This window comes from Micromonospora humida (assembly GCF_016901255.1).
Taxonomy (GTDB): Bacteria; Actinomycetota; Actinomycetes; order Mycobacteriales; family Micromonosporaceae; genus Micromonospora; species Micromonospora wenchangensis.
This window is the reverse complement of sequence record NZ_JAFEUC010000014.1, coordinates 111,033-124,789: the sequence shown is the minus strand read 5'-3', so window position 1 is coordinate 124,789 and position 13,757 is coordinate 111,033. Positions and strand designations below refer to the sequence as shown.

The 13,757-nt window shown below is 75.7% G+C and carries 11 protein-coding genes and 2 pseudogenes; 10 read left to right on the top strand and 3 right to left on the bottom strand.

Going from position 1 to position 13,757, the window contains the following annotated elements; translation table 11 throughout:
* Positions 1–100: 100 nt before the first annotated feature.
* From JQX11_RS25250 to JQX11_RS25220, 7 genes are all read left to right on the top strand, one after another.
* Positions 101–583 (top strand): BlaI/MecI/CopY family transcriptional regulator, encoded by a 483-nt coding sequence (locus JQX11_RS25250; RefSeq protein ID WP_204927437.1) that lies wholly within the window; start codon positions 101–103, stop codon positions 581–583.
* 10 nt (positions 584–593) lie between these two features.
* Complete coding sequence (locus JQX11_RS25245) at positions 594–1,499, top strand: M56 family metallopeptidase (RefSeq protein ID WP_204927436.1); 906 nt, start codon at positions 594–596, stop codon at positions 1,497–1,499.
* 97 nt (positions 1,500–1,596) lie between these two features.
* Positions 1,597–2,847 carry a cytochrome ubiquinol oxidase subunit I gene (locus JQX11_RS25240; protein ID WP_204927435.1) on the top strand — a complete coding sequence of 417 codons (1,251 nt, stop codon included), beginning with the start codon at positions 1,597–1,599 and terminating at the stop codon, positions 2,845–2,847.
* 12 nt (positions 2,848–2,859) lie between these two features.
* Positions 2,860–3,867 carry a cytochrome d ubiquinol oxidase subunit II gene (locus JQX11_RS25235; RefSeq protein WP_204927434.1) on the top strand — a complete coding sequence of 336 codons (1,008 nt, stop codon included), beginning with the start codon at positions 2,860–2,862 and terminating at the stop codon, positions 3,865–3,867.
* Entirely contained in the window at positions 3,864–5,549 is a 1,686-nt protein-coding gene (gene cydD / locus JQX11_RS25230) for a thiol reductant ABC exporter subunit CydD (protein WP_204927433.1), read from the top strand. Before JQX11_RS25235 ends, cydD begins: the two co-directional genes overlap by 4 nt.
* Positions 5,546–7,372 (top strand): thiol reductant ABC exporter subunit CydC, encoded by a 1,827-nt coding sequence (gene cydC, locus JQX11_RS25225; RefSeq protein ID WP_204927432.1) that lies wholly within the window; start codon positions 5,546–5,548, stop codon positions 7,370–7,372. The genes cydD and cydC overlap by 4 nt, the downstream gene beginning before the upstream one ends.
* Positions 7,373–7,461: 89 nt before the next feature.
* A complete protein-coding gene (locus JQX11_RS25220; protein ID WP_204927431.1) occupies positions 7,462–8,130 on the top strand; it encodes a permease prefix domain 1-containing protein in 669 nt (222 codons plus the stop codon).
* Between the two features lie 54 nt (positions 8,131–8,184).
* On the opposite strand, the gene JQX11_RS25215 is transcribed toward JQX11_RS25220, so the two are convergent.
* Positions 8,185–8,526, bottom strand: a complete 342-nt coding sequence (locus tag JQX11_RS25215) for a PadR family transcriptional regulator (protein ID WP_204927430.1) — start codon at positions 8,524–8,526, stop codon at positions 8,185–8,187.
* Between the two features lie 151 nt (positions 8,527–8,677).
* Between JQX11_RS25215 and JQX11_RS25210 the strand changes: the two genes are divergently transcribed.
* The 3 genes and pseudogenes from JQX11_RS25210 to JQX11_RS33645 all read left to right on the top strand — a co-directional run.
* The gene (locus JQX11_RS25210; protein WP_204927429.1) at positions 8,678–9,745 is read left to right on the top strand and encodes a SatS C-terminal domain-containing protein; all 1,068 of its coding nucleotides are present in this window, start codon (positions 8,678–8,680) and stop codon (positions 9,743–9,745) included.
* A 41-nt stretch (positions 9,746–9,786) separates the two neighbouring features.
* Positions 9,787–10,740 (top strand): annotated as a pseudogene (locus JQX11_RS33650) (transposase); the annotation flags it as partial.
* Between the two features lie 336 nt (positions 10,741–11,076).
* Positions 11,077–12,363, top strand: a pseudogene (locus JQX11_RS33645) (hypothetical protein); the annotation flags it as partial.
* 360 nt (positions 12,364–12,723) lie between these two features.
* Here the strand turns inward: JQX11_RS33645 and JQX11_RS25200 are convergent.
* Together JQX11_RS25200 and JQX11_RS25195 are read right to left on the bottom strand one after the other, a co-directional pair.
* The gene (locus JQX11_RS25200) at positions 12,724–13,317 is read right to left on the bottom strand and encodes a GTP-binding protein (protein WP_088643912.1); all 594 of its coding nucleotides are present in this window, start codon (positions 13,315–13,317) and stop codon (positions 12,724–12,726) included.
* A 1-nt stretch (position 13,318) separates the two neighbouring features.
* Positions 13,319–13,696, bottom strand: coding sequence for a DUF742 domain-containing protein (locus JQX11_RS25195; protein ID WP_088643989.1), 378 nt, complete (start codon positions 13,694–13,696; stop codon positions 13,319–13,321).
* Between the last annotated feature and the right edge of the window lie 61 nt (positions 13,697–13,757).

Below are 13,757 nucleotides of genomic sequence, written 5' to 3'. Positions count from 1 at the left end.
CCTCGATCGACCGGCGTCCGCACCGGCCCGAGGGGCCACCCGCCTCCGGGTCGTCAGGTGGTCCGACAACCGGTCGTACTACCGGGGGTAGGATTACCTGGTGACTCGGTTGGGCGATCTTGAGCGGGCGGTGATGGACGTGCTCTGGGACGGGGTCCCGGGCACGTCGGACGGGGTGACCGTGCGCGAGGTCGCCGAGGCGCTGGACGGGCGCGAGTTGGCGTACACGACGGTGATGACCGTGCTGGACCGGCTCGCCGGCAAGGGCATGGTGCAGCGCGAACGCGAGGGGCGGGCCTGGCGCTACCGGGCCGCCGCCAGCCGCGAGGCGCACATCGCCCAGCTCATGCTCGACGCCCTCGACCTCGGTGGCAGCCGGGACGCCGCGCTGGTGCGTTTCGCCCGCTCGGTGACCGGCACCGAGGCCGAGGTGCTGCGGGCGGCGCTCGGCGCGGAGGCGGGGCTGACCGACCCGGCACCGGCCGGACCCGACGCCGGGTCGACCGGGGCCGGGCTGACCGACCGGGTCGGGGATCCGCGCGCCGGCCGGGCCAGGGCCGTCGACGAGGCCACGGACCGGTAGGGCGGCCGCCGTGGCGTACGCCGTGCACTTCGCCGGGGCGGTCCTGGCCTGCTGGCTGACCGCCCAGGTGCTGGCCCGCGCCACCTGGACGTGGCGGGCCCCCCGGGTGGCGATCGTCTGCTGGCAGGCGGTCGGGTTGGCGCTCGGCCTGTCCGCGATGGGCCTGCCGATGGCGCTGGGACTGACCGCGTACGACCGGCCGACCGGCGGGGCGCTGCTGGCCCTCGCCGACGACCTGGCCCACGGCACCCTGCCGGCCGGGGTGACCGCCGTCCACCTGGGTCTGGTGGGGGTGGGTTTCGGCATCGGCGCGGTGCTGCTCGGCACGACCGTCCGCAGCGTGCACTCCACGGTGCGGGCGCAGCGGCGGCACCGGGACCTGCTCACCCTGGTCGCCCGCCGGGACCCGGCGATCCCCGGCGCGCTGGTGCTCGACCATCCCGGTGCCGCCGCGTACTGCCTGCCCGGGGTGCGGCCCCGGGTGGTGGTCAGCGCCGGCACCCTCAGCCTGCTGGACCGGGCCGAGTTGGCGGCGGTGCTCGCCCACGAGCGGGCGCACGCCCAGGAGCGGCACGACCTGGTGCTGTTGCCGTTCACCGCGCTGCGCCGCGCGCTGCCGTGGTTCCGCTGGGTCGGCGCCGCCCACGAGCGGGTCGCCCTGCTGGTCGAGATGCGGGCCGACGACAAGGCCCGTGCGCTGCACGCCGAGGCGCCGCTGGCGGGGGCGCTGCGCCGGTTCGCCGCCGCCGGGCACCGGATCACCCCGGCCGGCACGCTCGGTCTCGGTGACCGGGACATCGACGTACGGGTGCAGCGGCTGCTGGTCGCGGACCGGCCGCCCCGGCTGCTCGGGGCCGCCGCGCTGGCGGTGACGACCACCCTGGCCGCCCTGCCGATCTCGCTGTTCCTGAGCTGACGCCCCGGATACCGGGCGGCGGTTCCACGCGCGCCAATAGGTAGCCAAGCTACATGTAGTATTGCTACGACAAGCGGGACTACCTCTGGAGAGGTTCATGGACACCCTGCTCCTCGCGCGCCTCCAGTTCGCCACCACCACCTCGATCCACTTCCTCTTCGTGGCGGTCACCATCGGCCTGGTCACCCTGCTGGTCGGCCTCCAGACCACCTGGGTGCTGACCGGGGACCCGAAGTGGGAGCGGATGACCCGCTTCTGGGGCCAGCTCTACGTGATCAACTACGTGCTCGGCATCGCCAGCGGCCTCGTGCTGGAGTTCCAGTTCGGGCTGAACTGGAGCGGGCTGTCGCGCTACGTCGGCAACGTCTTCGGGGCCCCGCTGGCGATCGAGACGCTTGTGGCGTTCTTCCTGGAGTCGACGTTCCTCGGCATGTGGATCTTCGGCTGGCACCGGCTGCGGCGCGGCGTACACCTGGCACTGCTCTGGGGGGTCGCGCTCACCGCGTACGCCTCGGCCTTCTGGATCATGGTGGCGAACGCCTGGCTCCAGCACCCGGTCGGTTACCGGCTCCGGGACGGGGTCGCCCACCTCACCGACTTCGGAGCGCTGCTCACCAACCCCACCCTCGGCATGGCGCTGGGCCACGTGATCGCCGCCAGCCTGCTCACCGGCGGCATGCTGATGGCCTCCGTCAGCGCCTGGCACCTGCTCCGACGGACCGCCGACTTCGCCCTGCACCGCACCTCACTGCGGATCGGGCTGGTCACCGCCGCCCTGTCGGTCAGCCTGGTGCAGGGGTTCGGCTTCGCCCAGTTCGGCCCGGTCGGCGAGCTGCAACCCACCAAGTTCGACGCCGGCCCGACCGCCGACGCCCGGATCGCCGAGTGGACCACCCGGTTCGGCCCCGGCGACTACACCCCGCCGGTGCTGTCCAACGTCGGGCTCGGCTTCATGATCCTCATCGGGTTCACCCTGGGCTGCGTCTGGCTGCTGCTGCCGCTGCTCTGGCGGGACTGGATGATCCGGCTGCGGTTCCCGCTCTGGCTCGTCCTGCTCGCCCTGCCGCTGCCGTTCGTCGCGGTGATCCTCGGCTGGCTCGCCCGGGAGGTCGGCCGGCAGCCCTGGGCCGCGTACGGGCTGCTCCCCACCGACGAGGCCGTCTCCCGCGTCGACCCGGGCCTGATGCTCGCCTCACTGATCGGCTTCAGCCTGCTGCTCGGCGCGCTCGCCGTCACCAACTGGACGCTGCTCGCCCGGCACGCCGCCCGGGGCGCGGTCGACCCGGCGCTCGGCCGCCCGCCCGGCACGCCCGACGACGCGCGTCACCCCACCCCCGCCTTCGCCTGACAGGACCCCCCGATGCCCCTGCTCTGGTACGCCCTGCTCGGCCTCTTCTTCGCCGGCTACCTCGTCCTCGCCGGCTACGACTACGGGGTGGGGTTGCTGCTCGCCCGGCGCGACACCCCGGCCGCCCACCGCGCCCGGCTCACCGCGCTCGGCCCGTTCCTCCTCGGCAACGAGGTGTGGCTGGTGGCCACCGTCGGCATCCTCTTCGGCGCGTTCCCCACCCTGGAGGGCGAACTCCTCTCCGGCCACTACCCCGCCGTGGCCGGGGCCCTGGCCGGGGTGATCCTGGTCACCGTCGGGGTACAGCTCCGCAGCCGGCCTGCCGGCCCGACCGCCCGCCGGGCCTGGGACCGGTTGATCGTGGCCGGCAGCGCGCTGGCCACCTTCGGCTGGGGCGCCCTGCTCGCCGGGCTGCTCCAGGGCCTGCCGATCGACGCCACCGGCCACGTCGCCGGGCAGACCCACCTGGCCACCCCGTTCGTCGCCGCCACCGGGCTCGCCCTGCTCGCCCTGGCCGCCGCGCACGGTGCGACGTTCCTCACCCTGCGCCTGCCGGCCGCCGACGCCCCGGCGACCGCCCGGCTGGCCCGTCGGCTCCTCGTCGGGGCGCTCGCCGCGGTCACCACGGCCACCGCGCTGGGCCTGCTCTCCGACCGGGTACGCGCGGCGACCCGCCAGCCGCTGCCCGCCGTACTGCTGGTGGTGGTGCTGGTCGGGGCGCTGCTGGCGGCCCGCGCGGCGCTGCGCCGGGGTCGGCCCGGGGTGGCCCTGGCCGCCACCGGCGCGACCCTCGCGCTACCGGTGGCCCTCGTCGGTGCCGCCCGCTGGCCGGCGGTGCTGGTCTCCACGGTCGACCCGGCGGCCACCATGACCGTCACCGACGCGGCGGCCAGCGGGCCGACGACGCAGCTGCTGGGCTGGCTGCTGCTGCCCCTCCTGCCGGCCCTACTAGGCTTCCAGGCGATGTGCTGGTGGGTGTTCCGGGGACGGACCGACGGCAGGGCACCGGTGTACTGGTGAACCGCCGTCCCTTCGACCCGCGTCTGCTGCGCCGGGTCCCCGCGGCCCGGCGCGACCTCGCCGTGCTCGCGGCCCTCGGCGGGCTCACCGCGCTGCTGGTCGTCGGGCAGGCCACCGCCCTGGCCACGGTGCTCGCCGCCGGCATCGACGGCCGGCTGGACACCGGCGCGCTGGCCGGCTTCGTCGCCACCGTCGGCGGCCGGGCCCTGGTCACCTGGGGGCAGGGCACCGTCGCCGCACGGGCCGCCGCCACCGTGAAGGCGACGCTCCGCGCCGACCTGCTCGCCGCCGTCGGCCGGCACGGGCCCGGCTGGGTCGCCGGCCGGCGGGCCGGACAGCTCGCCACCCTCACCGGGCGCGGCCTCGACGCCCTGGACGCCTACTTCACCGGCTACCTCCCCCAACTCGTGCTCAGCGTCACCGTGCCCGCCGCCGTGCTCGCCCGGCTGGTCTTCGCCGACTGGAGTTCGGCGCTGATCATCGTGCTGACCCTCCCGCTGATCCCGGTCTTCGGCGCGCTGCTCGGCTGGCAGGCGCAGGCCGCCACCGAACGGCAGTGGCGGCGGCTGTCGATGCTCGGCGGGCACTTCCTCGACATGGTCGCCGGGCTGCCCACCCTGCGCGCGTTCGGCCGGGCACGGGCGCAGACCGGGGTGGTCCGCCGGATGGCCGACGGGCACCGCGTGGCCACCATGGGGACGCTGCGGATCGCCTTCCTCTCCGCGCTGGTGCTGGAGCTGGTCGCCACCCTGTCGGTGGCGCTGGTCGCGGTGCCGGTCGGCATCCGGCTGCTCGACGGCGGGATCACCCTGGCCACCGCGCTGCTGGTGCTGCTGCTCACCCCGGAGGCGTACCTGCCGTTGCGGGCCGCCGGGAGCCGGTTCCACGCCAGCATGGAGGGGCTGACGGCGCTGGACGAGGCACTGACCGTCTCCGCCGTACCGGACGGCGCGGCAGATGGTGCCCCGGCAACCGCCGGACCCGCCCGGACGCCGGCCGGCGACGGCGAGATCGTCTTCTCCGGTGTCACCGTCGCCTACGAGCGGACCACCGCACTGCGGGACGTCACGCTCACCATCCGGCCCGGCGAACGGATCGCCGTCGTCGGGCCGAGCGGTGCCGGCAAGAGCACCCTGCTCGGCCTGCTGCTCGGCTTCGTCACCCCGACCGCCGGCCGGATCACCGTCGCCGGGGTCGACCTGGCCGACGTCGATCCCGACGACTGGCGTCGGCAGATCGCCTGGGTGCCGCAGCGGGCCCACCTGTTCGCCGCCACGCTCGCCGACAACATCCGGCTCGGCGCACCCGACACCCCCGACGCCGGGCTGGCCCGCGCGGTCGCCGACGCCGCGCTGGACGAGGTGGTGACGGCCCTGCCCGACGGGCTGGGCACGCTGCTCGGCGAGCGCGGCCACGGGCTGTCCAGCGGCCAGCGGCAGCGGGTCGCCCTGGCCCGCGCCTTCCTCCGGGACGCCCCGCTGGTGCTGCTCGACGAGCCGACCGCCCGGCTGGACACGGCGAGCGAGACGATCGTCCTGGACGCCACCCGGCGGCTGGTCGCCGGGCGTACCGCCCTGCTGGTGGCGCACCGGCCGGCCCTGCTGGCCGACGCCGACCGGGTGCTGCACGTCGACGCCGGCCGGGTCACCGAGCTGACCCCGACCGCGGAGGCCGGCCGATGAGCACCGCTCCTCCCCCCGGCGCGGGAGGCCCGCCGCCGGGCACCGGACCCGAGCGGGTGGTGCTGCGGCTGGCCCGGCCGTACCTGGGCCGGTTGGTCGGGGCCGGGCTGCTCGCGTCGGCCACCGAACTCGCCGGGCTGGCCCTGATGGCCACCGCCACCTGGCTGCTGATGAGCGCCGCCGGCCAGCCACCGCTGGACCGGCTCACCGTCGCCATCGTCGCCGTCCGGGCGCTGGCCGTCAGCCGGGGGGTGCTGCGCTACACCGAACGGCTCGCCGGTCACGACGCCGTGCTCCGCATGATCACCGACGTCCGGGCCCGGGTCTTCGCCAGCCTCGCCGCCCGTCGGGGGCCGGCCGGACAGCGCAGCGGGGACGCCCTGAGCCGGCTGGTCTCCGACGTCGAGGCCGTCCAGGACCTGCTGCTGCGGGTACTCGTGCCCGGGGCGGCGGCCGCCCTGGTCGGGGTGCTGGCCGTCGGCGGGACCGCGCTGGTCTCGCTGCCCGCCGCCGGGGTGCTCGCGGTCGGGTTGCTGGTCGCCGGGGTGGCGCTGCCGGTGCTGGCCACCGCGCTGACCCGCCGGGCCGCCGACGAGGTCGCGCCGCTGCGCGGCGCACTCGCCACCGACGCCGTCGACCTCACCCACGGTGCCGCCGACCTGGCCGCCTTCGGGGCCACCGGGCAGGCGCTGCGGGCCGCGACCCGGCGCGCCGACCGGTTGGCCCGGCTGGAGCGCCGGCTCGCCGCGACCGGGTTCGCGGTGGACGCGGCCGGGGTGCTGGTGGCGGGGCTGACCGCCGCCGGGGTGGTGCTCGCCGCGCTCCGCGCCGACGTGTCCGGGGTGCTGGTGGGGGTGCTCGCCGTCGGCACCCTCGCCGCGGTGGAGATCGCGTTGGCGCTGGTCGGCGCGGCGCGTCAGCACACCCAGCTCCGCGCCGGCCTGGCCCGGGTGGCCGCCCTGCTCGACGACGCCCCCGACGGTGACCCCGGTCGGCAGCGGCCGACCCCGGAACCCGGCACCGACGCGGCGGACAGCGTCCCGGTGGACGCGACCACGACCGGGCCCGACGTGCGGTTCGAGGGGGTCGTCGTCCGGTACCGGGAGGGGGCCGCCCCGGCGCTGGCCGGGTTCGACCTCGACCTGCCCGCCGGACGCCGGATCGCGGTGGTCGGGCCGAGCGGGGCGGGCAAGAGCACCCTGGCCGCCGTGCTGACCGGGACGGTACGACCCGACGCCGGCCGGGTCACCCTCGCCGGCCGGGACGTCTCGGCGTACCCGCCCGAGGAGTTGCCCCGGGCGGTCGGTGGCCTGCTCGCCGAGGCGTACGTCTTCCACGCCTCGGTCCGGGAGAACCTGCTGCTCGGCCGACCGGACGCGGACGAGGCGGAGCTGGTCGACGCGACCCGCGCCGCCGGCCTGCTGGACTGGGTACGCGAACAGCCGGACGGTTGGGACACCGTCGTCGGTGAGGAGGGCGGTCAGCTCTCCGGTGGGCAGCGGCAGCGGCTCGCGCTGGCCCGGGCACTGCTCGCCGCGCCCGGCGTCCTGGTGCTGGACGAGCCGACCGAGGGGCTCGACCCGGTCGCCGCCGACGCGGTGCTCGCCGGGACGCTGGCGGCCACCCCCGCCGGACGCTCGGTCCTGGTGATCACTCACCGGCTCAGCGGCCTGGCCGGGCTGGACGAGATCGTGGTGCTCGACGCGGGGCGGGTCGTCCAGCGGGGACGGCACACCGAGCTGGTCGCCGCCCCCGGCTGGTACCGGGACCAGTGGCTGCTCCAGGCGGCCGCCGAACGCGGCTACCTGGCCCTGACGCCCTGACCCGGCGCGGCGTCCCGGGCCGGCCCCGGGGCGCGGGTCCGGGGATCTCCCCGACGCGCGGGCGCACCGGCACGTGACAGGGTGGTGCCATGCGTGCCTGCGACGGGACGGCGATCGACGAGCGGCTGCGGGACCTGGGGTCCCGGCTGCGGGGTCCGGCACGGCTACGGACCGAAATGCTCCGCGAGGTACGCGACGCGCTGGACGACGCCACCGAGGCGTACCGGGAGCGGGGGCTGCCGACGCGGGAGGCCGAGCGGCGGGCCGTGGCCGACTTCGGGACACCTGCCGAGCTGGCCCCGACGTACCAGGCGGAACTCGCCGCCGGGGCGTTGCGCGGGCTGTCCCGGCGGGCGCTGCTGATCGCCGTGGTGCTGACCCTCGGCGGTGACCTGACCTGGCAGGGGTCGAGCTGGAGCGGTGGGCCGCCCCCGCCGCCGGGCTACCAGGTGCTCGCCGCTTCGGTGGACGGGATCTGGCTGGTCGTGGCCGGGTTGGCGCTGGCGGCCCTGCTGGGCGGGCGCTGGGCGGCCCGGCGGGGCCGCAGCGGCCCGCCGGCCGAGCGGCTGCTCGGGCTCGGGCTGGCCGGCACGCTGGTCGTCGGCGCGGTCGCCGGGGTGGCGCTGTTCGCCTGGTCGGCCGGGCTGTGGGACGCGGCCCTGACCTGGCCGCCGATGATCATCGGTTCGGTGCTGGCCGGTGCCGCCTACTTCACGCTCTTCCGGGCCACCCGGCTGTGGCTGGTGGCCACCCGCTGACGCCGCGTCCCCGGCGACGGCCCGGCCGCGGCCAAGTCGGGGCCGGGCCGGCGGTCAGGCCGGGCCGGGGGGTGGGGCGGCGGGGTCGAGGAACCGGCCGACGGTCGCGCTGAACTCGCGCCAGCCGGCCCGTTCACCGGCCAGCGACGCCCGGCCGGAGTCGGTGAGCCGGTAGGTGCGCCGCTCCCGACCGTTGACGGTGCTCCAGGAGCTGGCCACGTGGCCGGCCCGCTCCAGCCGACGCAACGCGGGGTAGATGGTGCCGGTCGGCAGGTCGAGCTGCCCGTCGCTGCGGACGCGCAGTGCCTCGATGACGGCGTATCCGTGCAGCTCCCCCTGCTCCAGCACGGCCAGGAGCAGGGCGTCGAGGTGACCGTGCAGCGCCTGAGCCTTCATGTGTAGTTACGCTACTTGTCGACCCGCCGGACCGCCAGCGGGACACGGGCCCCGGACGCCACCGGGGTGCGGGTTCACAGCGCCGCCGAGGTGCGGGTTCGCGGTGCCGCCGGGGTGCGGGGTCCGCCGACGCAGGGACGCCCATTAGGGTATGTGCCCAGAGTCACTCGGCGACCGCGCGGTCGCCGGATGGTTAAACCCGACGCACACGGAGGTCAGCGTGGCCCGCCAGTCGCCCCAACGGCCCGACGCCGACGAACCCGAGCTCGGCGACACCGATGGGCCGACCGGGCCCGACGTGGAGCCCGGCCCGGTCGACCGCTCGCTCTGGGACGAGCTGAACATCGATCCGGTCGAGATCGCCCTGCCCGCCGGCACCGGCTTCACGCTCCGGGCGTACCGGCCGGCACGCGAGCTGACCCCGACGGACGTCGTCGAGCGCGACGAGGACGACCCCTTCCTGGCCCGGCGTCAGGTCGTCGAGGCCGAGGACGACGACGAGGTGATCATCCTCGACGAGGAGTTCGCCGCCCTCACGGCCGAGGACGACGAGGCGGACACCAAGGCCGAGGGCGACGGCAAGCGGGCCGACCGCAAGCGCGACACCGCCGACGTGAACACCGACACCGTCGACCCGGACGCCGATGCCACCGACGACGACACGGACACCGACACCGACGGCGACGGCGACGGCGACGGCGACGGCGACGAGGAAGCCGACGCCGAGGGCGACGAGGAGGTGCCGGTCTTCCTGAGCCACAAGGGCCGGCTGCTGCTGTTCAAGACGCCCGAGTCGTTGGTCAGCTTCATCCGCTCCGGCGCGCCCAACGACCTGTCTCAACTGGACGGTTGGAATGAACTGTCCGAACGGGTGGAGCCCGCCGACATCGCCCCGCGCGACGAGGACACCTACGAGCTCGACCTGGTCGTGGAGAACCTGCGCGGCGGGCACGACACGTGGGACCCGACCCTGCTCATCGAGGCCGGCGAGGTCGCCCGCGACCTGTCGTACGCGCTGCGGCTACCCGCCGTGCTGGACATGCTCTCGGCCGGTTCGAGCCTGGACGACCTCGACGAGGCGCTCCGCGCTTCTGTCAACGGCGGAGTCGGTGGATTTCTCGGCCGTAGGCGGCTGAAAAAAATCGGGGCCCAGACCGCAAGCTTGGGATGGCGCACCATTGTCGGCAAGATCTCTGCCGTCGTGGACTGGCGCGACTGACCCCGAGCGGGGAGCATCAGTGGCTGGCAGTGAATAGACCGGTGTCCCGGGAGGAGGACGACGCCTTGGCGCTCGTGCGCGTGTACTGCGGTCTGGCCTCGGCAGATCCGGCCGACCGACCGGCCTCGGCCGGATCGACGCTGACGTCCGCCGTGGTCGACGACGCAGGCCGTCTGCTGCATGTCCACGAGATCAGCGACGACGCGGCCGGTTACGCCCGGCTCGTCACGCTGTTCGTGGAGCGGTCGGGCGGGCCGAGCGGCGTGGCGATCGCGGCCGACAGCGACGACCACGCGGTCACCTCACTGCTGAGCGCGGCCGGCCGTCCACTCGCGATCGCCGACGACGACTCGGTCGACGACTTCGCCGAGCGGTTCGCCGACGACGACTCCCTGGAGGAGATGCAGTCCGCGCCGGCCGAGCGGCGGGCGGTGGGCCTGGCCCGTGCCCTCCAGGCGGGTGCGCTCTCCGCGGTCACCCTCCCGGCACCCCGGGACCTGGCCGGGTTCAAGCAGGTCCTCTCCGCCCACGCCGCCCTGTCCAGCGGCCGGCACTCCGCCGCCGTGGCCCTGCGCGAGGTGCTCCGCGAGCTCTACCCGGCGGCCCTGCGGGCCTACCCGGACCCGGCCGAGCCGGTGGCGCTGGCCGTCCTCGACGCGTTGCCCGAGCCGAACATGCTCACCGGCACGTCGGCCCGGGGCCGGGACATGTCGGTGGCCGCCGAGGCGGTCACCGCACGGCTCACCGCCGACGGGGTCGCCGAGGCCGGGGAGATCGAGGCGGCGGTCACCGCGCTGCGGGTGGCCGTCTCCGAGACCCCGCGCCGGGCCACCGTCAACCGGGCGCTCACCTCCGCCGTCGCCGAGACCGTCCGGCAGTCGGTCGCCGCGGTGCGCGCCTGTGACGCCGGATGCGAGGCCCTGGTGGGCGCGCTCGCCACCCGGGTCAGCGTCCCGAGCCCGTTGCCCGGTCGCCGCGCCGCCGCCCGTCGGGGCGAGCAGGTCGCCGAGCTGACCGGGATCAGCGGCACCGGCCCCGGGCTGCGTCCGGTCCGGCCCGCCGAGCCGGCGCCGCCGGTACCGACCGGCCGCCGTAGCCGTCCCGAGCCGGTCCCCGGCAGTGGCATGCCGGCCGCGCCCCGACCGCTCGGCCCGCCGCCGGTGGCACCCGCCCCGATCACGCCGCCGCCGGTAGCCCCGGCACCGGTCACCCCGGCCGCTGCGGCCGGCCTGCCGACCTCGGTGCCGCCCGCGCGTACCGACCCGGGCATGCCGGCGGCCCATCGCGGGTCGGATGCTCCGACCACCATGATCCCGCCGATCCGTCGCGGGATGGACGCCCCGACGAACCGGCCGGTCTCGGCTCCGCCGCCGCCTCCCCCGGGGATCACCCCGATCGCTCCGGCACAGCGCGGCACCGTGCCGCCCGCCGAGGCCGGTGAGCCGTTCCGGCCGACGCTGACCACCGCCGCGATCAACAACGCCCGCGCCGAGCGGCAGCGCACCGTGATCCCGCCCCGGCCGAAGACCGCCGGTGCGCTCTCCGCCCCCACCGGCGGATTCAGCGCCACCGACCTGAACGTCCCGGTGCCGGTCAGCCGGCCCGAGCCGGAGCAGCCCACCGCCCCGCCTGGGTCGCGGGCGAACTGGCCGCTGGTCAACAACCCGGAGGATCCGGCCGACAGTTCCGCCAACAACCCGGTGGTGCCGGCGTACGGCGAGCGGGGCGGCCGGTCGGCCGACGCGCCCACCGACGCCGGTGCCGGCCGTCGCATCACCCCGCCGTGGCTCGCCGACGACCTGCCGCAGGAGCCGCCGATGTTGCGGCTGGTGGAGCCGCCGCCGCTGGCCGACCGGGCCCTGCGCGACGGGCTGGACACCCCCGCCGACCCGCACCTGGACACCCCGCCGCTGCGGCTGGTGGACCGGGACGAGGCCGGCCGGGCCGGACGACCCCACCGGGCCGACCGGGCGGAGCAGCTGGACCGCCCCATCCGGGCCGAGCGGCCCGGTCGGCTGGACCGGCCCGCCGACCGCCCCGAACGGCTCGACCGTGCGGAACGGCCGGAGCTTCTCGACCGGGTCGAGCGGCCGGCACGCGGCGACCGGCCGGGCCTGGAGCGGCGACCGGAACCGGCCGAACGCCGCCCCGCCCCCATGGAGCACCGCCCGCCGCCCGTCTCCGACGAGGGCGACGGCGACCTGCTGATCTTCGCCCAGGCCAAGTCGGCCTGGTTCGTCGGGCACAGCGACGAGAGCGACCTGGAGTGGTCGTCGACCGCCGACACCGGCTGGCAGGCCGCCGAGAAGGTGGCGCAGCCGGCCGTCGGCGCGGAGACCTCCGCCGGGCTGCCCAAGCGGGTGCCGCAGGCCAACCTGGTGCCCGGGTCGCCGCTGCGCGAGGAGCGTCCGCTGCGGATCGTCCGGGACGCGGCGAGCCTCGCCGAGAACACCACCGGTTACTTCCGTGGTTGGCGTCGCGGCCAGGAGATCGGCGGTTTCGCCGTCGGCGGCCGGCCCGGCCGCGAGGCAGCCGGCGGCTGGGACTTCAGCCGCGACCCGACCGAGCGGGACGACGACCGGGAGTACGAGTTCCGCTCCGCCGGCTACCGGTCCTGACCCTCTGACGGCTCACCGCTGGCCCGACCGGTTCATCCGGTCGGGCCAGCGCCGTTGTGCGGCCCTCAACGCACCCGCCCCACCCCAGGGGGTCCTCCCATGCCTCGATCCGCGCAGCGGCCCGCAGAGCCGGCCCGCAGAGCCAGGGCACCGGCTGGGGCGCCACACCTCTGCGCCCGGCCCCGGGCATCCCCACCACGCCATGCGGACACGACCGCCGGGGACCTGCCTCTCGTGGCGCGTGGGCCGCCAGCCGCGCGGGGCACGGAGAGCCGCCAGCCGGCTCCCGGCGTACCGGGCCGGGAAACACGGACGCGCCCGGTCGCGGCCGGAGCCGCCACCGGGCGCGTACGGAGTCGGTCAGGCCGGCGCGACCGCGCGCGAACGGCGCATGGTCAGCACGTACTCGACCAACGAGATCAGCACGTGCTTGGTCGACTCCCGGTTACGGGCGTCGCAGGCGACCACCGGCACGTCGGTCGAGATCGCCAGCGCGTCCCGGACGTCCTGCGGATCGTGGTACTGCATCCCGTCGAAGCAGTTGATCGCCACCAGGTACGGCAGCCGCCGGTGCTCGAAGAAGTCGATCGCCGCGAAGCAGTCGGCCAACCGGCGGGTGTCGACCAGCACCACGGCACCGATGGCACCCCGGACCAGTTCGTCCCACATGAACCAGAACCGTGTCTGGCCGGGCGTACCGAACAGGTACAGGATCAGATCCCGGTCGATCGAGATACGGCCGAAGTCCATCGCCACCGTGGTCGTCGTCTTGCCCGGCACCTGCCGGGTGTCGTCGACGCCCACACCGGCAGAGGTCATGATGGCCTCGGTGGTCAGCGGCGTGATCTCCGAGACCGAGCCGACCAGCGTCGTCTTGCCGACGCCGAACCCACCGGCGATAACGATCTTCGCCGACGTCACGCGCCCGTTCGGGGCAGGCGGCCGCTGCGACATGTCAGAGCCTGCGAAGTCCACTCAGCACCCTCTCCAGCAGTTCAGTGCCCACCGCGTCGTCCGAGTCGTCCAAGATGGTCGGCTCGTGGACCGCGACCAGGCCGTCCGTCGCCATGTCGGCGATGAGCACCCGGGCCACGCCGAGCGGAAGCTGCATCCGCGCCGCGATCTCGGCGAGCGACTGCACACGTCCGTCACACAGCGCGGCGATGTACTGGTGCTCCCGGCCCTGACCGCCGTTGCCACCGGCAGCAGCGCGACCGCGCACCGTCGTCTCGACGAGCGCCTCCAGGGCGATGTCGAGCCGGGGACGGGTACGACCACGGGTCACGGCGTACGGTCGGACCAACGCCCCTGTCGGTTCGTCACGATCGACCATGTCGCCGCTCACCTCCTTCGTCCCCGGCACCGGCTCTCACCCGGTGGAACCCGTCGTTCTT

Coding starts and splice junctions, on each gene's coding strand:
- JQX11_RS25215 (WP_204927430.1), bottom strand. CDS start 8,526: ATGAAGGCTCAGGCGCTGCACGGTCACCTCGACGCCCTGCTCCTGGCC.
- JQX11_RS25240 (WP_204927435.1), top strand. CDS start 1,597: ATGGACACCCTGCTCCTCGCGCGCCTCCAGTTCGCCACCACCACCTCG.
- JQX11_RS25220 (WP_204927431.1), top strand. CDS start 7,462: ATGCGTGCCTGCGACGGGACGGCGATCGACGAGCGGCTGCGGGACCTG.
- JQX11_RS25200 (WP_088643912.1), bottom strand. CDS start 13,317: ATGTCGCAGCGGCCGCCTGCCCCGAACGGGCGCGTGACGTCGGCGAAG.
- JQX11_RS25210 (WP_204927429.1), top strand. CDS start 8,678: ATGTGCCCAGAGTCACTCGGCGACCGCGCGGTCGCCGGATGGTTAAAC.
- cydC (WP_204927432.1), top strand. CDS start 5,546: ATGAGCACCGCTCCTCCCCCCGGCGCGGGAGGCCCGCCGCCGGGCACC.
- JQX11_RS25195 (WP_088643989.1), bottom strand. CDS start 13,696: ATGGTCGATCGTGACGAACCGACAGGGGCGTTGGTCCGACCGTACGCC.
- JQX11_RS25235 (WP_204927434.1), top strand. CDS start 2,860: ATGCCCCTGCTCTGGTACGCCCTGCTCGGCCTCTTCTTCGCCGGCTAC.